19 protein-coding genes are annotated in these 22,480 nt (G+C 74.0%); 8 read left to right on the top strand and 11 right to left on the bottom strand.

Going from position 1 to position 22,480, the window contains the following annotated elements:
- Window positions 1-84 precede the first annotated feature (84 nt).
- Together IE140_RS23390 and IE140_RS23385 are read right to left on the bottom strand one after the other, a co-directional pair.
- Window positions 85-840 carry a CbtA family protein gene (locus IE140_RS23390; RefSeq protein ID WP_150194346.1) on the bottom strand — a complete coding sequence of 252 codons (756 nt, stop codon included), beginning with the start codon at window positions 838-840 and terminating at the stop codon, window positions 85-87.
- A gap of 154 nt (window positions 841-994) precedes the next feature.
- Window positions 995-1,210, bottom strand: coding sequence for a CbtB domain-containing protein (locus tag IE140_RS23385; protein WP_032762363.1), 216 nt, complete (start codon window positions 1,208-1,210; stop codon window positions 995-997).
- 266 nt (window positions 1,211-1,476) lie between these two features.
- Between IE140_RS23385 and IE140_RS23380 the strand changes: the two genes are divergently transcribed.
- Window positions 1,477-2,067 carry a histidine phosphatase family protein gene (locus tag IE140_RS23380; RefSeq protein WP_150194344.1) on the top strand — a complete coding sequence of 197 codons (591 nt, stop codon included), beginning with the start codon at window positions 1,477-1,479 and terminating at the stop codon, window positions 2,065-2,067.
- Between the two features lie 3 nt (window positions 2,068-2,070).
- On the opposite strand, the gene IE140_RS23375 is transcribed toward IE140_RS23380, so the two are convergent.
- From IE140_RS23375 to IE140_RS23365, 3 genes are all read right to left on the bottom strand, one after another.
- Window positions 2,071-2,793, bottom strand: coding sequence for a 4'-phosphopantetheinyl transferase family protein (locus tag IE140_RS23375; protein WP_150194341.1), 723 nt, complete (start codon window positions 2,791-2,793; stop codon window positions 2,071-2,073).
- Window positions 2,790-3,770, bottom strand: coding sequence for a metallophosphoesterase family protein (locus IE140_RS23370; protein WP_150194339.1), 981 nt, complete (start codon window positions 3,768-3,770; stop codon window positions 2,790-2,792). The genes IE140_RS23375 and IE140_RS23370 overlap by 4 nt, the downstream gene beginning before the upstream one ends.
- 163 nt (window positions 3,771-3,933) lie before the next feature.
- On the bottom strand, window positions 3,934-6,153 hold the full coding sequence (locus IE140_RS23365; RefSeq protein WP_150194337.1) for a phosphoinositide-specific phospholipase C-related protein: 2,220 nt from the start codon (window positions 6,151-6,153) through the stop codon (window positions 3,934-3,936).
- A gap of 70 nt (window positions 6,154-6,223) precedes the next feature.
- Here IE140_RS23365 and IE140_RS23360 point away from each other — a divergent pair, with 70 nt between their 5' ends.
- Window positions 6,224-7,111: a glycosyltransferase family 2 protein gene (locus tag IE140_RS23360; RefSeq protein WP_093440418.1), complete on the top strand. Its 888-nt coding sequence runs from the start codon at window positions 6,224-6,226 to the stop codon at window positions 7,109-7,111.
- A 17-nt stretch (window positions 7,112-7,128) separates the two neighbouring features.
- On the opposite strand, the gene IE140_RS23355 is transcribed toward IE140_RS23360, so the two are convergent.
- The 3 genes from IE140_RS23355 to IE140_RS23345 form a co-directional block, all read right to left on the bottom strand.
- Entirely contained in the window at window positions 7,129-8,409 is a 1,281-nt protein-coding gene (locus IE140_RS23355) for an MraY family glycosyltransferase (RefSeq protein WP_189460653.1), read from the bottom strand.
- Between the two features lie 261 nt (window positions 8,410-8,670).
- Window positions 8,671-8,889 carry a hypothetical protein gene (locus IE140_RS23350; protein ID WP_093440413.1) on the bottom strand — a complete coding sequence of 73 codons (219 nt, stop codon included), beginning with the start codon at window positions 8,887-8,889 and terminating at the stop codon, window positions 8,671-8,673.
- A 157-nt stretch (window positions 8,890-9,046) separates the two neighbouring features.
- Window positions 9,047-10,624, bottom strand: coding sequence for an amidohydrolase (locus IE140_RS23345; protein ID WP_150197618.1), 1,578 nt, complete (start codon window positions 10,622-10,624; stop codon window positions 9,047-9,049).
- Window positions 10,625-10,836: 212 nt separating this feature from the next.
- Between IE140_RS23345 and IE140_RS23340 the strand changes: the two genes are divergently transcribed.
- The 6 genes from IE140_RS23340 (at window position 10,837) to IE140_RS23315 (ending at window position 15,464) form a co-directional block, all read left to right on the top strand.
- Window positions 10,837-11,781 (top strand): methionyl-tRNA formyltransferase, encoded by a 945-nt coding sequence (locus IE140_RS23340; RefSeq protein WP_150197619.1) that lies wholly within the window; start codon window positions 10,837-10,839, stop codon window positions 11,779-11,781.
- Window positions 11,699-12,613 carry a dimethylargininase gene (gene ddaH, locus IE140_RS23335; protein ID WP_341874152.1) on the top strand — a complete coding sequence of 305 codons (915 nt, stop codon included), beginning with the start codon at window positions 11,699-11,701 and terminating at the stop codon, window positions 12,611-12,613. The genes IE140_RS23340 and ddaH overlap by 83 nt, the downstream gene beginning before the upstream one ends.
- Before the next feature lie 69 nt (window positions 12,614-12,682).
- Window positions 12,683-13,087, top strand: a complete 405-nt coding sequence (locus tag IE140_RS23330) for a hypothetical protein (protein WP_150197621.1) — start codon at window positions 12,683-12,685, stop codon at window positions 13,085-13,087.
- 458 nt (window positions 13,088-13,545) lie between these two features.
- Window positions 13,546-14,247 carry a 2-phosphosulfolactate phosphatase gene (locus tag IE140_RS23325; protein ID WP_150197622.1) on the top strand — a complete coding sequence of 234 codons (702 nt, stop codon included), beginning with the start codon at window positions 13,546-13,548 and terminating at the stop codon, window positions 14,245-14,247.
- A 118-nt stretch (window positions 14,248-14,365) separates the two neighbouring features.
- Window positions 14,366-14,536: a 50S ribosomal protein L32 gene (gene rpmF, locus IE140_RS23320; RefSeq protein ID WP_032774608.1), complete on the top strand. Its 171-nt coding sequence runs from the start codon at window positions 14,366-14,368 to the stop codon at window positions 14,534-14,536.
- 100 nt (window positions 14,537-14,636) lie between these two features.
- Window positions 14,637-15,464, top strand: coding sequence for a pentapeptide repeat-containing protein (locus IE140_RS23315; RefSeq protein ID WP_150197623.1), 828 nt, complete (start codon window positions 14,637-14,639; stop codon window positions 15,462-15,464).
- A gap of 65 nt (window positions 15,465-15,529) precedes the next feature.
- Here IE140_RS23315 and IE140_RS23310 read toward each other — a convergent pair whose 3' ends face one another.
- From IE140_RS23310 to IE140_RS23300, 3 genes are all read right to left on the bottom strand, one after another.
- A complete protein-coding gene (locus IE140_RS23310) occupies window positions 15,530-16,174 on the bottom strand; it encodes a ScbR family autoregulator-binding transcription factor (RefSeq protein WP_150197624.1) in 645 nt (214 codons plus the stop codon).
- Window positions 16,175-16,504: 330 nt separating this feature from the next.
- Window positions 16,505-18,493 (bottom strand): hypothetical protein, encoded by a 1,989-nt coding sequence (locus tag IE140_RS23305; RefSeq protein WP_189460651.1) that lies wholly within the window; start codon window positions 18,491-18,493, stop codon window positions 16,505-16,507.
- Window positions 18,490-22,479, bottom strand: a complete 3,990-nt coding sequence (locus IE140_RS23300; RefSeq protein ID WP_229826882.1) for a vWA domain-containing protein — start codon at window positions 22,477-22,479, stop codon at window positions 18,490-18,492. The genes IE140_RS23305 and IE140_RS23300 overlap by 4 nt, the downstream gene beginning before the upstream one ends.
- Window position 22,480: the final 1 nt, after the last annotated feature.

Genomic DNA, 22,480 nt, shown 5'->3' with positions numbered 1-22,480 from the left:
CCGACCGCACACGACAGAACCCGCCGGGGAGCATCCGGCGGGTTCTGTCGCGTGCGGGCGGGTCCGTGCGTGCGTCGGTGCGGCTCAGCTCACCGCACCCGCGGCCTGCGGTGCCGTCGCACGCGCGGCGGGCGTCAGAAGCCGTTCGGTGAGGTAGCCGAAGACGACGCCGAAGGTACTCCACAGCGTCGCCTGGACCGCCAGCGTCGAAAGACGGAACTCCCACAGCAGCGTCGCCGGGAAGTCCTTGCCCACCTCGTCGAAGGAGGGCAGGAAGGCGTAGGCGAGGCCGATCAGAACGACGAATCCGGCGACGGCCGCGATGCTCGCGTTCCAGTTGCCCAGGCGGGGTGCGAGCCGCTTGCCGATGATGACGGCGGCGACGGCCAGCAGCACACTGAGGGCGACCATCAGGAAGAACAGGGTGGTGCGCTTGCCGATGGTGTCCGGGTTGCCGACGGCGGGCGGGTTCGCCGGGTACTTGAGGAACGGTACGACGTAGACCGTGAGCAGGGCGGCGCCCGCGACCAGCGCCGCGGTGGCCCGGGGGCCGAAGTCGCCGATGCGGCCCAGGGCGTAACAGAACACGAGGGCGGCGATCCCGCCCACCGCGACGCCGAAGACCAGCACACCGGTGGCGAGCCCGCCGGTGGCCTGCATGGTGCGGCTGACCAATTCCTCGCCGCCGCCGTGGTCATGGCTGTGGGCCTCTTCGAGGGCGATGGCCGCGTCCACCTGGGACTCACCGAGGAAGTAGGCGACGACGAGCGCGAGCGCGCCCGCGATCAGGCCCGCGAGCATGCCGCGCACGAGCAGGGCTCTGACAGATATGGAGTTCACGATGGTTTCCTGGTTTCTCTTGCTTGCCGCTGCCGGCCGCGTCCGCTGTTTCCCCGGCGGATGATGTCCCCGGCGGGGCCTGGTTCCTCAGGTGCCTCAGGGGCAGGTGCTCAGTGGCAGGTGCCTCAGTGGCACGTGTTCAGTGGCACGTGCCTCAGTGGCAGGGGAAGCCGAGCAGGTGACGGCCGTCGTGAACCCACTCGTGGACGCCTTCGCCCGAGACGAGTGCGGTGGCGCCCTGTTCGGCGCCGACGAAGTACAGCAGGACGAGCATGAGAATGCCGAAGAAGACCGCCCAAGGGGCAAGGGCCTTCGCCGAGATCGGAGTGATCTCGGATGTCCCCGTCGCGGGAACGGCGGACTGTGCCATGGCAGAACCTCCTGTGGGAACACGCGTCCCTGTCGTGGTGCCTCGGACGAAGGTGCCGGGTCTGACTCGCCCGCCCGAAGGCGGGTCCACAGTGGCGCGACCGTGCCGGATTCCCACCGGTCTTCCGTCCCACCCTCGTCATGGTCGACGTGACCATACCGCCTGCACGCAGGCACCGCCATGGTCCAATGTGCAGCGTCACGGAGGGCGGATTCCTTGGGGCGACAGGGCTGCGGGACCCCTGGTGCGGATGCGAGAGCAGGGACATGACAGTACGGGTGATGTTGATCTCACCGGCGATGAACGCGGCGCTGCGGGAGGCCCGCTTCGACGGCGACTCCCCGCTGGACCGGTCCGGCCGGGAGAGTGCGCGGGCCGCCGCCGGTGCGGTGCCGGCCACCGGGCTCGTACTGAGCGGCCCCTCCGGCCGGTGCCGCGAGACCGCCGAGGCCCTCGGCCTGGCGGCCCGGACCGAACCGGCCCTGGGCGGCTGGGACCTGGCGGGCTGGGCCGGCCGCCGCCTCGACGAAGTGGCCGCCTCCGAACCCGCCGAGGTGGCCGCCTGGCTCGGCGACCCGTCGGCGGCTCCGCACGGCGGCGAGTCGCTGCGCGACCTGGTGACGAGGACCGGGGCGTGGCTGGACTCCCTCGGCGGACCGGACGCACCCGGCGCAAGCTTCCTGGCCGTGGCCGAGGCCGCCGTCGTCCGGGCGGCGGTCGTCCACGGCCTGCGGCTGCCTCCGGAGGCGTTCTGGCGGCTGGACGTCGCGCCGTTGACGCTGACCGAACTCAGCGGGCGCTCCGGCCGGTGGAACGTGGGGCTCGGGCGCCCCCTCACCGCTCCCCCGGCCGAATGACCGTCACATCCCGTCGTGCTCCCGCCAGTCGGGCCTGACCAGCACCGCCGTGACGACGATCTCGTCCTCGACCCGCCAGCACCCGTGCAGCGTCGTCGGCAGGGCCGGGTCGGTGAGCAGCAGACGGGCGGTGAAGGTGCCCTCGGCGGCGGGGACCGGGGAGCCGTCGCCGCTCCCCGGAGACGGAGCGTCCGTGCGATGGAACGTCAGATCCGCCTCGGTGAAGTCGAGTTCCACACCGGCGACCGGATACCAGGTCTTGAAGACGCTCTCCTTGGCACTGAACAGGATGCGGTCCCAGTGGATCTCGCCCGTGCCCTCCGGCGCGGGCGGACCGATCCGCTCACGTTCGGCGGGCAGGGTCACCAACTCCCTTACGCCGGTGGGGAGCGGGCCGTGCGGCTCGGCGTCGATGCCGAGCGACAGCACGTCCGTCGCCCGGGCCAGTGCGGCCGCCCGGTATCCGGTGCAGTGGGTGAGGGTGCCGACGATTCCCTCGGGCCACAGAGGTCTCCCCCGGTGACCGTGGAGTACGGGCACGGGTGGCAGGCCGAGTCCCGCCATGGCGCGCCGGGCGCAGGCGCGGGCCGTCGCGAAATCGTTCCTGCGTTTGGCGACGCTCTTGGCGATCAACGCCTCCTCCTCCGGGAAGAGGGTTCCGTCCGGGACGGTCTCCGCGCGGGTGGCCGCCGTGGAGACGTCGGCGGGCAGCAGCAGCTCGATCACGAGGCGCCTCCGGTGGTGCGCGGCTGTGCGGACGGCCCGGTTCCGGCCTTCTCCGGCGGGGCGGGCTCACCCTCGTACGGGAGGATCTGCCGCAGCAGGCCGCGCGGGTGCCCCCGCTTGCGCCACTCCCTGGGGTAGCCGATGGACACCTCCTCGAAACGCACCCCGTCGTACCAGGTCGTACGGGGGATGTGGAGGTGGCCGTAGACCACGGCGGTGACGTTGAAGCGGCGGTGCCAGTCGGCGGTCAGTTCGGTGCCGCACCACTGGGCGAACTCCGGGTACCACATCACCGACGTGGGTTCGCGGACGAGCGGCCAGTGTCCGGCGAGGACGAGGGGTATCTGCGGGTCGTGCTCCGAGAGCCGGCGGGCGGTCCCGGCGACCCGGGCACGGCACCAGTCCTCCCGCGTCGGGTACGGGTCGGGGTGCAGGAGGTACTCGTCGTTGCAGACGATGCCGCTCTCGTGCGCGACGGCGAGCGACTCCTCCTTCGTGTGCGTTCCCGGGGCGCGGAAGGTGTAGTCGTACAGGAGGAAGAGCGGCGCGATCGCCACGGGCCCGTCGGGGCCCGGCCAGATCGGGAAGGGGTCCTCGGGAGTCGTCACGCCGAGCTCCCGGCACAGCGCGACGAGGTGGTCGTAGCGGGCCTGGCCGCGCAGCTGGACCGGGTCCTTGGACACGGTCCACAGCTCGTGGTTGCCGGGGGTCCAGATGACATGGGCGAAGCGTTCCGCGAGAAGCCGGAGCGCCCACCGGATCTCCTCGGGGCGCTCCGCGACGTCGCCGGCGACGATCAGCCAGTCGGCGTCGGACGTCGGGTGGAGGGACTCGACGATCGGCCTGTTGTCGGTCACCGCCGCGTGCAGGTCACTCACGGCCAGCAGACGGCCCTCGCCCCTCTGTGGGGATCCGCCGCCGGGTGACGGTGCTGCGGCGGGGGCACCGTGCGGTGCCGGGTCGCTCGGAGGAGTCATGGGCACTGAATTCCTGATCTGTAGGCAGTCGTCCGGCTCCGTCCGCACGGTGTGGAGCCCCTGGGAACGTAGCCTCTCACGCTCCCCTCCAGCTCTCCCCGGGGTTTCCGGTGCGGCCACGCCGGACGGCCTCGCGTGTGTCGCCGACACTGGAGCCGTACCGTCAGTCGCCCTGCTTACGGCGGGAGTTCAGTTCGTTCACCGCTCCCAGCGCGTCGCCGATCGTCGTGTAGTCGACGGCGATGAAGGTGACCTGGCTGCCGCGCTCCGCCTCGCAGGCCCGGGTCCGCTCCAGGACCCAGTCGCGCGCATTGACACGACCGGCGTCCAGGCGGCTGCCGCCGGCGTTCGTGATGAAGTGGTTGAGCAGAAAGAGCTGCTTTCCCGTGCCGCCCCGGTGGGGTGCGCAGGTCATCTCGGAGGGGCTCCGGAAGGCGAACGGGGTCTCCATGCCGTACCGGTAGAAGTTGCGGTACCAGGGGGCCGGGCCGTCGGCCTTCTCCGCGAACACCACCAGCCTGCGGCCGCTGTCGATCATCTCCTCCAGGGTGGGCCACGGGGCGTCCGGGTCCGCGTCGGGGGTGTGCAGGAGGTCGTCCAGGCCGGCCGCGCGGAAGGCCTCCTCGGTGTCCTCGGCGCTGATGTCGTCCTGGACGATGAGCGTCACGATCTCGGTGGGGTGGGCGCGCAGCCAGTCGCCGATGTCCTCCAGGGCCGGGACCAGCTCGATGGCCCCGGCGCGGCAGACGCCGTGGCAGAGCCACAGGCCCTCGCGCGGTGGGTTTGCCTTGTCGACGGCCCCGGCGATCAGGCGCCGCTGCTCCGCGGTGAACTCGGGGGAATCGAGCCGTGCGGCGATGTCCTCGGGGCTCTCCCAGCGGTACGTGTCGAGCTGGAGGGCCCGGACCCCCGTGTTGAGCTGGGTGGTGATGTCGGGGTCCTGAAGCGGGCCGATGAACCGGTCGGCGGTGGTGGACATGGCGTTGTGCGAGGTGAGGTAGGCGGCTTCGTCATAGCGCAGGTCGCACAGGCGGCTGCTGCCCAGGCACTGGCGGGGTGCGGACGGACCGAACACGGGTGGCACGACCAGGACGCCGGCCAGTGCGGCACAGGCCACGCCCGCCGCCGTCGTCCGCACGGCCGTCGGGGTCGGCGCCGGCATCCGGTCGGGGCGCACCAGCAGCGCCCAGCCCGCGCCCGTGAGGAGTACGCCGCCGACGAGGGCCGTGAGGGCGGCGCCGAGACCGGTGGCCACCGCCTGGTTCACGGCGTTGCGCTGGAGATCGTCGACGAGGGAGGTGACGCTCGGGGCCCACGAGGACGGTGTGCCGAGAAGACGCCCGCCGGTGATCAGCCGGGCCAGGAACACGGCCGCGGCGGTCAGGACGCCCGCACAGGCCAGCGCCTGACCGAGCCGCATCAGTCTGCGGGCCGGGGCGGCGGGGCCGGTGAACCAGAGGGTCGCGAGGGCGGCGAGCGCGAGGGTGATGGCGATGACCTGGAGGAGGGTCAGGAACCTGATGGTGTCGCGAGCCTGTTCCAGAGCGGTGAGGTCCGCGCCTGCGGCGGTCAGGGTGCCGGTGAGGTCCCACGTGCCGTCCTGGAGGGTGGCGCGGAGGCCGGCGGCCGCGCTGCGGGAGCCGTCGGAGAGCACGGCGGCGGCGGTGGCGGCCAGCGCGGTCGCCACGTCCCCCTCGCCGAGCGCCACCTCGATCTCGGGGCGCAGCGCCGTCCGCTGCCCCTCCGGTACCGCCGTGAGGAGGGCTTCGGCGGCGCGGTCGGCCTGGTCCTCGGTGAGCGGCAGCCTGGGCAGCTCGGGGGCCCGGCCCTCCTTGAGGTCGTCGAGCCCCGATGCCAGATCGGCGGTGAACCGCTCGAAGTCCGGCTGGTCCCGGCCCTGCACGTTGGCCACCAGGTCGCCGAAGTAGACGCGCGCGAGATCGGCGAGGTTCTCCAGAACCGGGGCCAGGTCGACGGTCAGCCGCAGCTCGTCCCGGTCGCCGCGCAGATAGCCGGTCACCGCGTCGATCTGCTGGTCGGTGAGGGCCCGGACCGTGGCGGGCGGCAGCACGACCTTGATGTTCGAGGTCACCAGCGCCTCGGGAACGGGCAGATGCGCCAGCAGATCGCGGGTGACCGGCGAGATCTCCGGATCGACGAGCACCTCGCCGTAGAGGCGGTCGTAGGCCGACTCCTCGTCCAGCACCGCCTGGTAGAAGCCGGGCGATGCGGCCGTGGAGCGGACGGTCGCGGTGAGCGCGACCGTGCTCACGCACAGGACGGCCAGCAGGAAGGCGAACACCGGCACGAAGCGGCCGAACCTGCGCGGGGGTGTGGGGCCCCGCACGGGCCCGAGCAGGTTCGCGATCGGTTCGGCGCTCACCCACCCAGCCTATGCGGAATATCAGCTTCTATGCATGAATGATGAGAGTTGAGGAGCTGAGGAGCCCGCTGTGCACTCCGTCCATCTGGCCGTGCTGATGACGAGTCACGACCACCGTGCGCGGACGCTGTCCGCCCTGCGCGCCCTGGAGGGGCAGCGCGGTCTCCCCGCGGGGACGACGCTGGGCGTGCATCTCGTGGACACCGGCAGCACCGACGGTACGCCGGAGGCGGTGCGGCTGCACCATCCGGCGGTGGAGGTCATGTCGGTGGGCCCCGACGTCTCCCGTAACCAGGCGCTGCGCATCGCGAGCCGGAACAGCCGCAGTGGCGGCGGGGGCGGCGGCCCGCTCGGCGGCGGCCCGGGCGGGCCGAGCCACGCGTGGACGCATCAGCTGTGGCTCGACGACGGCGTCGTGCTCTTCCGGGACGCCCTCGTGACCCTTTTGCGCACATCGGAAACGGCGGGGGCCGGCGCGGTCGTCGTCGGCGCGGTGCGGAACGCGTACGGGGACACGGTGTACTCCGGACGGCGGGGCCGGTCCCTGACGCTCGTCGAGCCGGGCGCGCACCGGCCCGAGCGCTGCGACACGTACGACGGACGGGTTGTTCTGGTGCCCCGCGCCGTGTACGACGTCGTCGGCGATCCCGACAAGGTCTTCCGTCATCGGATGGGCGACTACGACCACGGCCGGCGCGCTCAGCGGGCCGGGGTGGCCGTGCTCGTCGCCCCGGGCCATGCCGGCGAGTGCGTGGACGGACCGGCGGCTCCCGGCAGCCGGGAGCCGGGGATCGGCGTCCGGGAGGCGCTGCGCCGGGTGACCTCCGTGCGGGAGCTGCCGCCGCGTCAGTGGTGGGCGTACTGCCTGCGGCACACCTGGCCGTGGGCCCCGTATCTGATGGTCTCCCCGTACGCGCGCACAGCGGCCCGCGCCACGCTCGGGCGGCTGCGGGGGTGATCGCGGACCGGGCGGCGTCAGCCCCGTTCGGCCGCGGCCGTGGCGGCTTCGGCGGGGCGGCCGTTGGGCGGGGGCGGCACGGTGGGGTGCCCAGCGGAGGTCCTGGCGGTGCCGGTGGGCGCACCCCGGCCGGGAGCCGAGCCCTTGACGCCCGTCGCGGGGGCCGCGGCGGGGATCGCAGCACCGGCGTCGGCCGCCTCGGTGCGGCGCCGGGCGGTGATCGTACGGTCCTGGGTCGCCCGGGACGTGGCGGTACGGGACGGGGCCGTACGGGAGGAGCCCGTACGGGGCGGGGCAGTGCGGGGCGGGGCGTACGCCGGGATCCTCAGCAGGGCGTACACGGCGGCGGCCGTCCCGGCGAGCGGCAGCAGGAGGAACGCGGGGTGCAGCAGCTCCGCGTACACGAGGGCCCCGGTGGCCACGGGCACGCCCGCCCACAGAGCGGTCAGGACCGCGGCGCCCGGCACGGTCACACGGACCCGGCGCAGCCGGTGCGCGATGTGGTCGTCCGTGGCGCGCAGCGGGGAACGCGCCGCGCGGCGGCGGGAGATCAGGACCAGGGCGCTGTCGGCGAGGGCCACCGTGGCCAGGGCCGGCAGCGCGGCCCACGCGGCGCGGCCGGACGGGGCGGCCGCCTGGATCAGCGCGCCGGAGGCGGCCAGGGCGAACCCGGTGAACTGCGCACCGCACGCGCCGAGACGGAGGCGCGCGGGGTGCCAGTTGTGGAGGAGGAAGCCGGCGAGGCCCGCCACCAGGGTCGCCGGAAGCAGGGCGAGAGCGGGGTCCCCGCCGACGAAGGCGCACGCGAGCAGTCCGGCGGCGGTGACCAGGCCGACGGCGGTGAGCAGCCCGTCGGCGTGGTCGAGCAGGGCGAACGCGTTGGTGACGAGGACGATCCAGACCACGGCCAGGACGCCGGCCGCCGGTGAGAGCCCGGCCAGGCAGACGACGAGCACCGCGGCGGCGGTCTGGACGGCGAGGCGCAGGGCGGCCCACAGCGGCTTCAGATCGTGGACGAGGCCGAGGGCCGCCACCGCTCCCGCCCCGGCGAGCAGCCCTCCGACGGAGCCCGCCGCTTCGTCCGCCGCACCGAGCCACAGGGCCGCACCGGTCGCCGTGCCGATGCCGAGCACTGCCGTCGCACCGCCTGTCCTGCGCAGCGCCTCGGCCCGTGGCGCACGCCCGCCCGGTTCGTCCGGGATGTGGGGGCGGAGCGCCACGCGGCGGGCACTCTTGGCGAGTGCGACCGTGATGAACAGCGCGGCCACACCGGAGGCGATGATCCCCAGCACGTTCACCTGCCCTGCCTTTCCTCGTTCGTGACCTGCGGCGCGGGTGCCCGGCACCCTGCCGGTCGTGGGTCGGGGGACACAGGACGCCACTCGGGTGGCGTGTCTTCCCAACCTACGGGCCAATGCCCTGATTCACCCTAAATAACACGAAAAGGGCGATGTATTGTTCTGCCGCCCGCATGTGGGGCAACACACGTCGACCGTCCGACGGACCTCGATGGACCTCGGTACGGCGGGAGTTGGGAGGCAGTGGGGACCAAGGGGCCGTCAGCCCCCGGATCGCCGTTCGGCGTTGCGCTCGGCGGCGGCGTGCCACCAGCGCGGCGGGGAGGGGGCGGTGATCACGGAGGTGGGCTGGTCGGGGTGCAGGCCCAGGGCACGCAGCGCGTCGGCGTCGACCCGGACCGTGTACCAGCCGCGTCGGCGCCCGTCCGCGCCGATGCCGCAGGCGAGATCGCAGCGGATCAGCTCATCGGCGAAGGGCATCCAGTCGATGCCGCGGTCACGCAGTCAAGCGCGGAGGGCCGCCGGGGGCCGCGGGCAGCCCTGCAGGTTCTCGTACGACACGACGGTCACCCACGCGGCGCCCGCCCCGCTCGCCGCCTTCTCCGTGCTCTCCCCAGGCATGGCGTCGAGCGTAGCGTCAGCCTTCGGCGCGGGCGTCCCGGCCGTCCACGAAGGTCCGGACGATCTGGATGTCCCCGATCCGGGAGGGGTCCACGCGGTGCGGGTCGTCGCCCAGCACCACCAGGTCGGCCCGCATCCCCGGCGAGAGGGCGCCCGCCGTCGCCTCCCAGCGGCAGGCATGGGCGCCGGCGACCGTGTAGGCCCGCAGCGCCTCGTCGACGGTGACGGCCTCGTCCGGGCCGATGAGCCGGCCCGAGGTGGAGGCACGTTCGACCATGAACTGGATCGCGCGCAGGGGCGCCCCGTCCGTGACGGGGCGGTCCGAGCTGCCGACGAGCGCGACGCCGTGGTCCAGGAAGCCCCTCCCCCGGTACATCCAGCCGGCCCGCTCCTGGCCCATCACGGTCGCGTAGTCGTCGCCGAAGCAGCGCAGGAAGTTGGGCTGGACCACCGCGCTCACACCCAGTGCGGCGAACCGGGGCAGCTGGTCGGGGCGGATCAGCCCGGCGTGTTCGATGCGGTGGCGCGCGTCCGGGCGGGGCCGCAGCTTCTGGGCCCGCTCCAGGGCGCCCAGGGCGAGGTCGGCGGCGCGGTCGCCGATGGCGTGGACGGCGAGCTGCCAGCCGGCGAGATGGCCGTCGACGATGAGGGCGGCGAGGCGTTCCGGGTCGTCCTGGAAGCGGCCGACGTTGTCGCTCGTGCCCTCGTACGGGGAGGTGAGCGCCGCCGTCCGGGCCATCATGCCGCCGTCGGTGTAGATCTTGAGCGCGCCGAGCGACAGCCAGTCGTCGCCGAAGCCGGTGCGCAGGCCGAGGTCCAGGGCCTGGGTGAACCCGTCGTCGGTGTGTGCCGCGCGGGGGCGCAGGGTGTCGCCGGAGGCCATGAGCTGGACCCGCAGGGGCAGCCGGTCGCGGTCCCGGAGCAGTTGGTAGGCACCCAGCTCGACGGGGCTGTGGCCGAGGAGTCCGCCGCCGATGCCCGCCTCCGCGCAGGCGGTGATCCCCTCGTCCAGGCAGGCGCGGGCGGCGAGCTCGATCGCGTCGGCCAGTTCCTCCTGGGAGTACGGAAGCCGCAGCCGGCGGGCGGCGGTCATGGCGCTCTCGGCGAGAAAGCCGTCCTCGTGCGGGGTCCCGTCGGGCAGCAGTTCCAGCACCGCGGTGTTGACCACGCAGGCGTGCCCGGAGTCGTGCATCAGGAAGACCTTGCGGCCGTGGCTGACCCGGTCCAGTTCGGCGGCGGTCAGGTGCCGGCCCAGCGCCCGCTGGTCGTATCCGGCCACGTCCACCCAGGCGCCGGGAGGGGCGGGCCGCCGGGCCGCCGCGTCGACGACGGCGAGGATGTCCTCGATCCGTTCGCACGGGGCGACGCTCGGGGTGCCGGCCTTCAACCCGGCCCAGGCGAGGTGGACATGGCTGTCGATGAAGCCGGGCAGTACGGTCGCCCCGCCCAGGTCGAGGGTCTCGCGGGCGGGCAGGGAGGTCACGGCGTCGTCCACGCCGACGATCCGGCCCCGCCAGATCCCCAGGTCGTGGGCGACGGGGTGGCGGGGGTCCATCGTGAGGAAGCGCGCGTTCGTCAGCCTCGTACAGAGCATGGGAGGTCCCTCCCCGTCGCGTTCGGACCCACGGCGCGCGGCCGGAGAGCGGGCCGGGTCAAGTTAACCCGCTCGTTCCCTCCTGTCGACGTCAGGGGGCGTTTCCAGCCGTGATCGGCCGTCAACCTGCCTGTGAATCATGGGCCGTTGTGATCTTAGGTAAGCCTTGCTTTACTGAAGCGCCGGTCACCGCTCTCCAAGGAGGCACCTTCATGCGGGTCGTCATGTTCGGATACCAGACCTGGGGCCATCGCACCCTTCAAGCCCTGCTGGACTCCGAGCACGACGTGGTTGCCGTCGTGACCCATCCCAAGAGCGAGCACGCCTACGAGAAGATCTGGAGCGACTCCGTCGCCGATCTCGCGGAGAAGCACGACGTCCCCGTGATCATCCGCAATCGGCCGGACGACGAACTCGTGGACCAACTGAGGGCAGTGTCCCCGGACATCATCGTGGCCAACAACTGGCGGACGTGGATGCCGCCGGAGATCTTCACCCTGCCGGTCCACGGCACGCTCAACATCCATGACTCCCTGCTGCCCGCCTACGCGGGTTTCTCGCCGCTGATCTGGGCGCTCATCAACGGCGAGCCGGAGGTCGGTGTCACGGCCCACATGATGGACGAGGAGCTGGACGCCGGTGACATCGTCGTCCAGCGGGCGGTGCCCGTGGGGCCGACGGACACCGCGACCGACCTCTTCCACCGTACGGTCGATCTCATCGCGCCGGTCACGGTCGAGGCCCTCGGGCTGATCGCCTCCGGGCAGAGGGAGTTCACTCCGCAGGACCGGTCCAAGGCGAGCTTCTTCCACAAGCGCGCCGAGGAGGACATCCGCATCGACTGGAACTGGCCGGCCGAGGACCTGGAGCGCCTGGTCCGCGCCCAGTCCGCCCCGTACCCGGCCGCCTTCACGTACCACCGGGGGCGGCGGATCGAGGTCGTCTCGGCCGTCGTGTCCGAGGGCCGCTACGGCGGCACCCCGGGCCGCGTCTTCTACCGCGAGGGCGACGGCGTCGTGATCGTCGCCGGAGCCGACGCCCGCACGGGCCGCAACCGCGGCCTGGCCATCACCCGTGTACGGACCGAAGACGGCCGCGAGCTGCCCGCGACCGAGTACTTCACCTCGATGGGCGGATACCTCACCGGCCGCCCCTGACGATCGGGACCTACCCCATATGCGTACCGCACGTGCCCGGCACTACCTCATGTGCCGGCCCACCTACTTCGACGTGGTCTACTCCATCAACCCGTGGATGGACCCGGCGAAGCCCGTCGACACTCCGCTGGCCATCGCCCAGTGGGAGCGGCTGCGCGAGGTCTACCTGAGCCTCGGGCACACCGTCGACACGATCGACCCCGTCCCCTCCCTCCCCGACATGGTCTTCGCGGCCAATGGCGCCACGGTCGTCGACGGGCGGGCCCTCGTGGCCCGGTTCCGCGACGCCGAGCGGATCGCCGAGGGCCCCACCTACCACAACTGGCTGCGTGACAACGGCTTTCCGGAGCTGCGCACGGCCGCCTTCGTCAACGAGGGAGAGGGCGACTATCTCCTGGCGGGCGACTGGCTCCTGGCCGGCACCGGGTTCCGCAGCGACCCCCGCTCGCACGACGAGGCCCAGGAGTACTTCGGACGCCCGGTGATCGGGCTGACCCTCGTCGACCCCGACTACTACCACCTGGACACGGCCCTGACCGTGCTCGACGAGAAGACGGTCGCCTACTACCCGGCGGCCTTCTCCCCCGGCAGCCGGGCCGTGCTGGAGCGGCTGTTCCCGGACGCCCTCCTCGCCACCCCCGCCGACGCCGAGGTTTTCGGGCTGAACGCGACGTCGGACGGGTACAACGTGGTCCTGCCGCAGAACGCCACGGAGCTGGCGGCGCAGTTGCGTGAGCGCGGGTTCAACCCGATCGGGGTGGACCTCTCGGAGCTGCTCAAGGCGGGCGGCAGCGTGAAGTGCTGCACGCTGGAGCTGCGCCGGGACGCCTGACGCGCGAACGGACGGCCTCCCCGCGGAAATTCCGTGGGGAGACCGTCGGCGCGCGGTTAGCGTGGGCGCATGACCACCGAGCCGAGGACCTTCCCTCCCCGACCCCTGCGCGATGTCAAGGTCACGTACGCCCGGCAGGCCGGCTGCCCGTCCTTCTTCGCCCAGGTGGTGGTGGACTTCGAACCCTGGGAGCAGGGCGTGGAGTTCGAAGTGGCGGACACGAGCACGGTGCCGGGCTGGTCGGCCGAGGAGGTGTCCGAACTGCGCCAGGCGTTCGGCTCCGGCGTCCGCGAGGAGCTGGCGGAGCTGGACCCCGGGACCACCGTGGCCGTCGCGGTGATCCTGCGGTCCATCAAGGTGCACGAGGTGGACTCCCACCCTCTGGCGTTCCGCCACGCGGGACGGCTCGCCGTACGCAACGCGCTGGTCGAGGCGTACGGTCCGCCGCCGCGCCCCCGGCGGGACCGGACCTGAGGCGGTGCCATGGCCGCAGGCTCTGCGCGGCGGGCCGGTGCGCGGTGGTTCTCCGTGGGGTGGGCCGGTGCAGGGTTGCCGGCGCACAGGAGTCGGCGCGGCGCGGGCCCGGACTTTGGCGGCGCAGCACCCGCAGGTGGGCCTCGCGGATCTCCGTGCCGGGCTCGTCCCGGCCCCCGAAGCGGCCGCCTCCTGGCTCGGCCCGGCCCGTCGGCGGAAGGACCAGATCCGCGGGCCGACCGTAACGCGTCCGCGTTCCCCGCCCGGACCGCCCTTCGGGTCCGCCGTAGCCGACACCGTCTCCGGCATCTCCGACATGGCATCCCTCTCGCCCGTTGACAGCCAGTTCGGACCGGACCAGTGCGTCCGATCAGAGGATCCGGGACGCCGACGCCCGCCGCTGTGAAGTGACTCACGAAGTAGGGGACTTCAGGACGGACTTACTCGATCATGACCGGATGGACACGCGATTCCTCGGCATCCCCGAGCTGACCGAAACGCCCTCCGTGGCAGTCGTGGTCGATGTCATGCGCGCCTACACCGTGGCCGCTTGGGCCTTCGCCCGAGGGGCGGAGAAGATCGTCCTCGCCGAGTCACTGAACGACGCCCTGGCGCTCAAGGCGCGCCATCCGGACTGGGTGGCACTCAAGGACGGTGCGCCCGCGCCCGGCTTCGACGCCGTCAACTCACCCGGCCGGCTGCGCTCCACCTACCTGGGCGGGCGCACTGTCGTACAGAAGACCACGGCGGGGACGGTGGGCGCCCTCGCGGTCAAGGAGGCGTCGCTGGTGCTGTGCGCCGGCTTCGTGGTGGCGGAGGCGACGGCGGGGCTCCTGCGCCAACGGGGGTGCGACGCCGTCACGTTCGTGGTCACCGGCGAGGACGGGCGCGCGGAGGAGGACCTGGCGTGCGCCCAGTACATCGCACGGAGGGCCACGGGGACCGGGACGGACGCGACCCCGTTCGTGCGCCGCGCCGCGGGGTCTCGGGCCGCCGCCGAACTGACGGGGGGCGTCCGCGAAGGAGCCCACCGCGACGATGTCGCCCTCTGCCTCGAAGTCGACCGGTTCTCTTTCGCCATGGTCGCGACCCAGGAGGACTCGCTGATGGTCCTCCGTCCGCGCGGCGTACCCGCGCCGGACGGCGAGGCGTCGGCCTGATCCCCGGCGAGGCGGCCTCCCACTCGCCCGACGACGGCAGTCCGGCAAGCCGACCGAACTTGGTATTGACTATCGTTTTCATATAACGTTCGAGCGCAACGACGAAAGGTGGTCTCCCATGGCAGTCCCCAAGCGGAAGATGTCCCGCAGCAACACCCGTCACCGTCGCGCCCAGTGGAAGGCCACGACGCCTCAGCTCGTCCCCGTCACGATCGACGGAACCGTCCACCACGTGCCGCAGCGGCTGGTGAAGGCCTACGAGCGCGGGCTCCTGCGTCCGGAGGGCTGACCGGCCTCCTGGCACTCCGGGTTCCGCGCACGCGGGACAATGGAGGCGTACAGCCACCGGCAGACCGCTGCCGGCCCCGCACGCCACCAGGAGTCACGTCTTGTCCGAGCGCACCTCGTACGCCGCCCAGCCCGACCTGCAGTCCGACTGCGGGAGCTGCTTCGGGCTGTGCTGCGTGGCGCTGCCCTTCTCACGCTCCTCGGACTTCCCGGTGGACAAGTCCGCCGGCACGCCCTGCGGCAACCTCCAGGAGGACTTCCGCTGCGGCATCCACCGGCGGCTGCGCGACACGGGGTACAACGGCTGCACGGTGTTCGACTGCTCCGGGGCGGGCCAGAAGGTCTCCCAGGTCACCTTCAAGGGCGTCAGCTGGCGCGAGGAGCCGGATTCGGCCCGTGGGATGTATGAGGTCTTCCCCGTCGTGCGGCAGCTCCAGGAGCTCTTGAAGTACGTCGCGCAGGCCCTGGACCTGTCCTCGGTCGCGCTCGTCCACCGCGACCTGCGTCGCGCGTACGAGCGCCTGGACGCCCTCACCCGGGACCCGGCCGAGACCCTGCTCGCCGTCGACGTGGACGCGCTGCGCAGTGAGGTGAACCCGCTGCTCCTGCGGGCGAGCGAGCTGGCGCGGGCGGCGGTCCCGGGGCGCGGGAAGAACCACCGTGGGGCCAACCTCATGGGCTCCCGGCTGCGCGGTGCGAAGCTGCGTGGCGCCAGCCTGCGCGGTGCCCTCCTCATCGCGGCCGACCTGTCCGGCGCCGACCTTCGCGACGCCGACCTGATCGGCGCGGACATGCGGGACACCAACCTGTGCGGGGCGGACCTGCGCGGCGCGCTGTTCCTCACCCAGCCCCAGCTGAACGCCGCGCGGGGCGACGCCCGCACGAAGATTCCGCCGACCCTGGAGCGCCCGGCCCGCTGGACGGCTTAGGCCTTGCTCGGCGCCGCTGCCCGGGAGGCGTCGTGCCGCCCAGCGCGATCAGCCGGATGGCCGTCTCAGCGTGGCGGGGACGTCCCCATGGAGCGTGGCGGCCCCAGCCGCAGACGGGCGAAGACCTCCGGACGGGCGATGCCGGGCATGACGAGGGCCCACATGGCGCTGACCTGTTGGTGCAGGGCGTCCCGCTCGGCCAGGGCGAGGGACAGCATCTGTACGCCGCTGTAGCAGCCGACGAGTGTCCGGGCGGTCTCCATGGGCTCGACGTGGTCCTGGAGCTCCTCGGCTTCGCGCGCGGATTCGAGAGCGGCGGTGACGGCCCCCAGCGAACCCGCGTAACTCTCGGCGGTCTGGTACGGGCCCGGCTCGATCGACAGGCGCACGGCGGCCCTCAGGACGGGGTCCTCCAGGAGGCCGGCGGTGTAGTGGTGGCTGATGTCCACCAGGGCCTGGAGCCAGAGCTCCGGGGCCGGGCCCGCCACCATCTGCTCGGAGACCTGCTGGAAGTACGCGTGCTGGCGGGCCAGGATCTCGTCGCCGAGGCCCTGCTTCGACGCGAAATGGTGGTAGAAGCCGCTGCGGGAGACGTTGGCCAGCCGGAGGATCGCCGGAGTGGAGGCACCGGCGTAGCCGTCCCGGTCGATCACGATTCCGGCGGCCTGGACGATCCGCTGAAACGTCTGCTCCCCGCGATCCTGCGTCATGGCCACCCTTCCTCAGCCGCGTCCGACGTTACCCGGGGTCCCGGCGGTGCGCTCCCGGGGCGCGGCCGGATGCCCCCGGGCCGGCCGGCAGCAGGCCTCGTCCCGCGCCGGAGGCCCGGAAGCTGAAGCCGGTCGGGCCGTTCCGTCGGATGTACGAGGGATGGCTGGAGCACCTCTCCTCCATCCACGAGGCCCGTACGGGACAGGTGCTCGACGACCGGGACCGGGTCATCGCCTGTATGAAGACCGAGGAGTTCCTCCGTCAGGTACGGGCCGGCGGCTATCGGCCGCGTGCCGGCCACGGCTTCGACTTCGACGATCCCGAACCGTTCAGACAGCCGGTCGGGCAGCGGCGGCGGGCGGTCCGCCGGACACCCCCTGGACCTCCCCCGTCGGGTTCCAGGCTGCCGAGCACAGCGATTCGGACACGGCGGCCGAGTAGCGGGCGGCTGCCAGCCAGTACGCGGCGAAGCCGTCGGTGTCGGCGGGGAGCAGACGGCCGAAGTGGTCGCGTTCGCGCTGGGCGGCCGAGGCGCACAGGGCGGTGAGCAGCCCGGCGGCCGTGGGGAGACCGCCGCGGCGGATCCGGCGGGTCTCGGCGGTGACGTCGCCCAGCAGGCCGAGGGCGGCGCGGCCTGCCGGAACCGTCTGTTCGACCCGGCGCTCCAGGAGGTACAGGGGCGATTGCGCGCCGGGTCCTGCGGGCTGCGGCGGGGCGAAGTGCGCGGGGGCGGCCGGGTCCGGGAGGTCGGCGCGGCGCAGCCGGTCGAGGCCGAGGTCGATCGTGCCCTCGCCGGTGGGGTGCGAGCACGCGAGGAGGGTGAGCCGGGGATGGGTGGCGGGGATCAGGCGGCCGATGATCCTCAGCCGGGTCCCCGGCGCCGCGGCCAGGAGAGCCAGGTTGTCGCGGTGGGCGAGCGCGGGGTCGTCGTCGGCGGCGGTGAGCCGGACGGGAACGCCTCCCTCGCCCAGCGCGAGGAGGGAGGTGCCACCCGGTTCCCGTACGGCGCCGAGGAGTTCGACGTCCAGGAAGAGCAGGTCGCTGCCGGTGCCGTCCGGGTCCGCGTAGCGGGAGGTGGACCGCAGGGCGCGGGCGGCCTGTTCGGCCGGTGCCGTCTCCCACAGAGCGGCGAGGGGCGGCTCCGTCCACGCCGCACCCCGGGCGGTGACGGCCTTGACACTCTTCCCCGCACCCAGTCGGCCGTCGGGCGAGACCGTCGCGCCCGAGACGGCGAGCCCGGCGCGGCCCAGTTCCCGGTGGGTGAGCGCGCTGTCGCCCAGGCGCACGGCCCGGTCGGCCACGCCGAGGGCGCGCCCCACCCCGCCGGGCGCCACGTCGCCGACGGTGAAGAGACGGCCGTCGGCTCCGGCGACCCAGGTGCGGACGCCGCCGTGCCCCGAGTCGGTCACCACGGGTTCGGTGAACAGGCCGTAGAGGCGGAGCGAGCCGTCGGGGCTGTACGGGCGGCGCACGCGCCCTCGGACCGCGGCCAGCTCCGCCCCGGTCGCCGTCGCCACGCGGCGGGCGGTGCCCAGGAGTTCGGCCAGCGCCGTAACGAGCTCGGCGATGCGGTACGACGGGTCTGAGGCGCGGGCCGCGCGCAGCAGCGTGACGACGGAGAGCGCGGCGCCCGCGGCACGGGGCAGGTGCCGGAGCCGGGCGGTGTGCGCGGCGCGCAGGAGGGCCGACTGCGCGACGGCCCCGGCCCCGTCGACCCCGGCCTCCAGCACGGCGGCGCCCGCCGCCCACAGGGCGTCGGCGGCGGCACGCTGGTCGGGGGTCGCGGTCTCCGGCGGGGCGGGGGCGGCGTCGGGGGTGAGACCGGGTGCGGGGGCGGGGCCCGGGCCGGGGGCCGAGTCCGTTCCTGAGGCCCGGTGTGGGTCCGAGGCGGGGACCATCGCCGTGGCCGGGTCCGTGACCGGGGGCGGGTCCGTGGCCACGGACCCGCCCCCGGTCGCGGCATCAGCATCGGCCGAGGCCGTGCCGACGGCCTCCGGGGTGGGCTGTTCGGCGGGCTCCGGCGCCAGGTCCGCCGTGGGAGCCGCGCACGCGGCGGCCGCGCGGTGGACGCAGGCCGGGGCGAGGAGGCAGCCGCAGGTGACGTCCTCCACCTGCGCCACCACGCCGCCCGGGGCGTGCAGGCGCAGCTCGGTCTCGTCGTCGACCTCGATCGTCGTGATGTCCCCGTCGCGGTGCACCGGGCGGGCGGCGAGCTTGGTGACCGCAGCGTCCAGCCGCTTGCGCAGCCGGGGCGAGAGGCCCTCCACGAGCGTGGCCGTGACCTCAGGTGCGACGGGCGGCAACCGATCGGCGTTCATGCGGTCTTCTCCCCTATCCAGCGGGCCAGTTCGAGTGGGCTGAGGGCCGCCACGGGCATCCCGGCGGCCACGAGCTGCCCGGCGACTCCCGTCGAGTAGCGGGGCCGGCCGGCGTCGTCGAGACTCGCGCACCCGAGGACGTGGCAGCCGGTGTTCACCAGCGCCCGCACCTCGGCCAGCAGTCCGGCGAGCGGTGCTCCCTCCTCGAAGTCGCTGATGACGACGACGAGGGTGCGCGAGGGCACCTCGATCAGGCCGCGGGCGTGCCGGAGCCCGGCGGCGATGTGCGTCCCGCCGCCCACGCTCACTTCCAGCAGGAGGGAGAGGGGATCGCGCACATGGCCGGTGAGGTCGACGACCTCCGTGGAGAACGCCAGGAAATGGGTGCTCAGGGTCGGTACCCCGGCGAGCACGGAGGCGGTCAGCGCGGACCAGATCGTGGAGGCTTCCATGGATCCGGAGACGTCGGTGACCAGGATCAGACGCCAGTCGGCCGACCTGCGGGCGCGGCTGCGGAAGACGGGCTTCTCGGGGATCACCCGGATCGTGCCGTCGGCCGTCCGGCGGGCGGTGGCCAAATTGGCGCGCAGGGTGCGCGGCAGGTCCAGCCGGCCGCCGGGGCGGCGGGTGGGCCGGGCCGTCGTCGTACCGGTCAGCGCGGGTCGCAGCCGGGTGGCGAGCTGCCGGGTCAGTTCGTCGACCAGGTGGCGCACCAGCGGGCGGAGGGCCGCGAGGCGGGCCTCGGGAAGACCGCCGGCGTACTGCAGGATCGTCCGGAGCAGCTCGACGGAGGGGGTCGCCGCCGCCGGGTCCAGTTCGGCCAGGACATCCTGCCGCCCTGTCACGGCCGCGGCTGCGAGGACCTCTTCGCGGACGCCGGGGCCGAACAGCGCGGCCAGCTCCTCGGACCACTCGCGGACGCCGGGGAACGACGGCTCCCGGCCGCCGCCCGCTCCGGAGCCGCCGCGGCCGGGAAGGCCGCCCCGGGAACCCTCGCCGTGTCCCGCGCCGTAGAGCTCGTCCAGCGCGGTCGCCAGGCGGGCGGCGCCGGGCGGCAGCCGGTCGGCGCTCCGGCCGAGCACGAGCCGCCAGCGGTCGGCGGGCGCGAGGGTACGGGAGGGAGCCTGCGCGGGGGCAGCCTCGGTGAGGGGCGCGGACGCGGGGTCGTTGGGGTGGCCGGGCGGTGGTGGGAGCCGGTCGTCGTGGGCGGGCGCCGTGACCGGAAGGCCGAGCGCCGTCAGCAGTTCGCGGGCCACGAGGTCGGCGGCCGTACGGCGGGCCAGTTCGGCCGGATCGTCGGCGTCGAGGTCGTCCACCCGTTCGCCCAGCCGCTCCTCGACGGTGCCCAGCAGCCGGTCCCGGGCGGCCGGGCTCAGGGTCTCGAAGCCACCGCGCAGGGCAGGCAGGCGGGCCAGGAACGCGGAGTCGTCCAGCTCCACGACCCGGTCCAGCAAGGGGTCCAGGGCGCCGACGCCGACGGTCAGGAGCGGGCCCGCGACCGTCAGAACGCCGGAGAGGCGGGCGGTGAGCGTGGCCCGGGAGGCGCTGTCCACGGCTCCGTCCACCCAGGAGGCGACGCGCTCCCCGAAGGCCTCGGCCCCGTCGTGGCCGGTGAGCACCCTGACCGCACCGGCGGCCGCGGCGATCAGCGGGGCGCCGTCGGCGGCCAGCCGGGCGAGGGCGTCGGTGAGCCGGATACCGCCCAGCCGGTCGGCCCGCTGGGCCAGTTCGAGCAGTGCGCGGGCGTCTTCCGGCTTCTCCGAGCCGGCCATGCCCTCGACCTGACGCACCGCGGCGGCGGTCAGCAGCTCCGCCGCGTTCGCGATGCGGGCCTTCCTCGCGGTAGGGGCGGCGGCGTCCGGGGCCGCGGGACCTTCGGAGCCTTCGGGCGGTTCTCCGGGGCCGTCGGGCCGGACATCAAGGCCCTCGGGCTCGGTCATGCCCGGCAAATGGCCCGCGTCGATGCGGTCCAGCAGGTCGAGCCCGGCGAGGAGTTCGGGAAGGGTGCCGCTCGCGGGGAGCACGGCCGCGAGTTCAGTCAGCCGTTCGTCGGCCGGTGCGGGCAGCCCGCACCCGGCGGCCGCCGCGAGGCCGCGGACGACCTGGGCGGCCGTCGGACCGCCCTCCGCGCGCTCGGCCGCGTGGCGCTGGCGCAGTACGCCCTCGGCCGCCTGGGCCGGGGTGACGCCGCGGGCACCGGCCGCGGTGAGCATCGCGGCCGTCGCGGGGGTCCACCGCACCTGCCAGCGCGTCGTCAGCCCTTCGCCGCCCGCCGCGCCGGTCACCTCCTGCTCCTGCGCGTAGGGGATGCCACACACGGTCAGCCTGCGCAGCAGCAGTTCGCGGCGGCGGTCCAGGGCTGAGCGTGCCGGGTCGAGCCGGAGGTCGCGCGGTGTCCTCTCGTGCGCGTCCTGCGGGCCGGGGAGCGCGAGTGCCGCGGTCTCGGCCTCGACTGCGGGGCTCAGCCCGCTGCGCGGAGCGGCGGGTGCGGGCCGTCCGGTGCGGGCTCCGACGAGGACGCGTTCGAGGGCCTGGGCGACGGCGCGGCCCGTGCCGTAGGTCTCGCCGCGCCCGAGCACCGTCTGCACGGCCTCCAGGAGTTCACCGCGGCCCGGCGCGGGCAGGTCGCGCAGCCGGGCCAGGTCGCCGGCGACCCGGACGATCTCCCGGCCGTCCGCCGGACCATAGGGGTGGCCCTGTTCGCGCAGGGCGGCGCAGAGGCGTACGGCGGTGCGGACCAGCGCCTCGTGGATCGCCGCCGGGTCCCCGGCGGCCTCCAGGACGGTGTGCTGCCACTCCGGGTCCCGGATGCCGGCCGGGTAGCCGGAGCGGGAGTCGAGCAGGGGGTACGTGTACGGGATCAGGGAGACCGTGCACGCGGCCGCCCCCGCAGCGGCGTCGGCGTGCTTGCCCGCGCTCGGCTCCGGCACGGTGGCCGGGTCCGATGCTGCCGGTTCCAGCGCCGTGCCCGGGCTGGGCGCTGCCGTTTCCGGCGTGGCTGCCGGGGCCTGCGTTCCCGGCTCCGGCATGGCTGCCAGGTCAGGCGCTGCCGAATCCGGCTGTCCGGCGCTCCGGGCGGACCCGCCCGCCCCCGCCGCCGCCGGCAACAGCGCCGGGGTGTGGAAGGCGCCCACCACCACGGCGGGCCGCCGTCCGCTCGCCAGGGCCTGGGAGATGTGGCCGCGCATGCACGCCTCGCGGACCAGGTCCGTGCGCTGCACCCCACCCCGCGCCTCGGCCTCGTAACGCAGGGCCCAGCCGGTGAGCAGGGCGGCACGGCGGAGCGCCTCGGGTGTCGAACCTGGTGCCCGGGTCTCCACCAGCCGGTCCCACAGGTCGTCGCCGTCCCGGCCGGTGAGCCGGGACCGGAGTGCGGTGGACAGCCCGAGTCCCTCACCCGGCACGGGTGCGGAGGCGGCGCCCGGAGCGGGGGCGGGGGCGTCGCCGCCCTCCACCCACGCCCGGTCGGCCAGGGGCAGATCGCAGGCCACGGCCGGAACGCCGTTTTCCGCCGCCCAGCGCAGCGCCACCAGTTCGGGCGAGAAGTCCGCGAACGGGTAGAAGGCCGGGCCCCGTTCACCCGCCGGTCCGGCTCCGGGCCCGTCGGCGGGCACGGCGGCGAGCGCCACCGGGGCCTCGGTCTCCTCGTGGGCGAGCCAGCCCAGCCAGGCCTGGAATTCCGCGGGCAGTTCGACGAGGAGGATGTCGGGGGCCGCCGCGTCCAGCAGGGCCGGCAGGGACGCCGCCAGCGAGGGCGCGTGGTGGCGCACCCCGATCAGGAACGGCGCCCCGGGACCGGCCGCCGCGAGGGCCGCCACCGCGGCCTCCGCGGTGGCCGGTCCGCCCGCCGGGCCCTGCACGGGCGGCACGGGAGCACCGGCGGACGCACCGGCGGCCGACGGCGCCTCGGCGGTGGCGTCTTCCGCCGTCGATACCGCCGTTGTCCCCGTCCCGGTGCCGGCACCGGCCAGGTTCGTTTCGTTCATC

The organism is Streptomyces parvus (assembly GCF_014648875.1).
Taxonomy (GTDB): Bacteria; Actinomycetota; Actinomycetes; order Streptomycetales; family Streptomycetaceae; genus Streptomyces; species Streptomyces parvus.
The sequence above is the reverse complement of the archived record's forward strand: the minus strand, read 5'-3'. Positions and strand labels throughout refer to the sequence as shown.

Excerpts from the sequence above, each read along its gene's own strand:
- IE140_RS23300 (WP_229826882.1), bottom strand. The coding sequence starts at position 22,479 with ATGAACGAAACGAACCTGGCCGGTGCCGGCACCGGGACGGGGACAACG.
- IE140_RS23345 (WP_150197618.1), bottom strand. The coding sequence starts at position 10,624 with ATGCTCTGTACGAGGCTGACGAACGCGCGCTTCCTCACGATGGACCCC.
- IE140_RS23380 (WP_150194344.1), top strand. The coding sequence starts at position 1,477 with ATGACAGTACGGGTGATGTTGATCTCACCGGCGATGAACGCGGCGCTG.
- IE140_RS23325 (WP_150197622.1), top strand. The coding sequence starts at position 13,546 with ATGGACACGCGATTCCTCGGCATCCCCGAGCTGACCGAAACGCCCTCC.
- IE140_RS23370 (WP_150194339.1), bottom strand. The coding sequence starts at position 3,770 with ATGACTCCTCCGAGCGACCCGGCACCGCACGGTGCCCCCGCCGCAGCA.
- rpmF (WP_032774608.1), top strand. The coding sequence starts at position 14,366 with ATGGCAGTCCCCAAGCGGAAGATGTCCCGCAGCAACACCCGTCACCGT.
- IE140_RS23310 (WP_150197624.1), bottom strand. The coding sequence starts at position 16,174 with ATGACGCAGGATCGCGGGGAGCAGACGTTTCAGCGGATCGTCCAGGCC.
- IE140_RS23330 (WP_150197621.1), top strand. The coding sequence starts at position 12,683 with ATGACCACCGAGCCGAGGACCTTCCCTCCCCGACCCCTGCGCGATGTC.
- IE140_RS23350 (WP_093440413.1), bottom strand. The coding sequence starts at position 8,889 with ATGCCCTTCGCCGATGAGCTGATCCGCTGCGATCTCGCCTGCGGCATC.
- IE140_RS23340 (WP_150197619.1), top strand. The coding sequence starts at position 10,837 with ATGCGGGTCGTCATGTTCGGATACCAGACCTGGGGCCATCGCACCCTT.
- IE140_RS23305 (WP_189460651.1), bottom strand. The coding sequence starts at position 18,493 with ATGAACGCCGATCGGTTGCCGCCCGTCGCACCTGAGGTCACGGCCACG.
- IE140_RS23385 (WP_032762363.1), bottom strand. The coding sequence starts at position 1,210 with ATGGCACAGTCCGCCGTTCCCGCGACGGGGACATCCGAGATCACTCCG.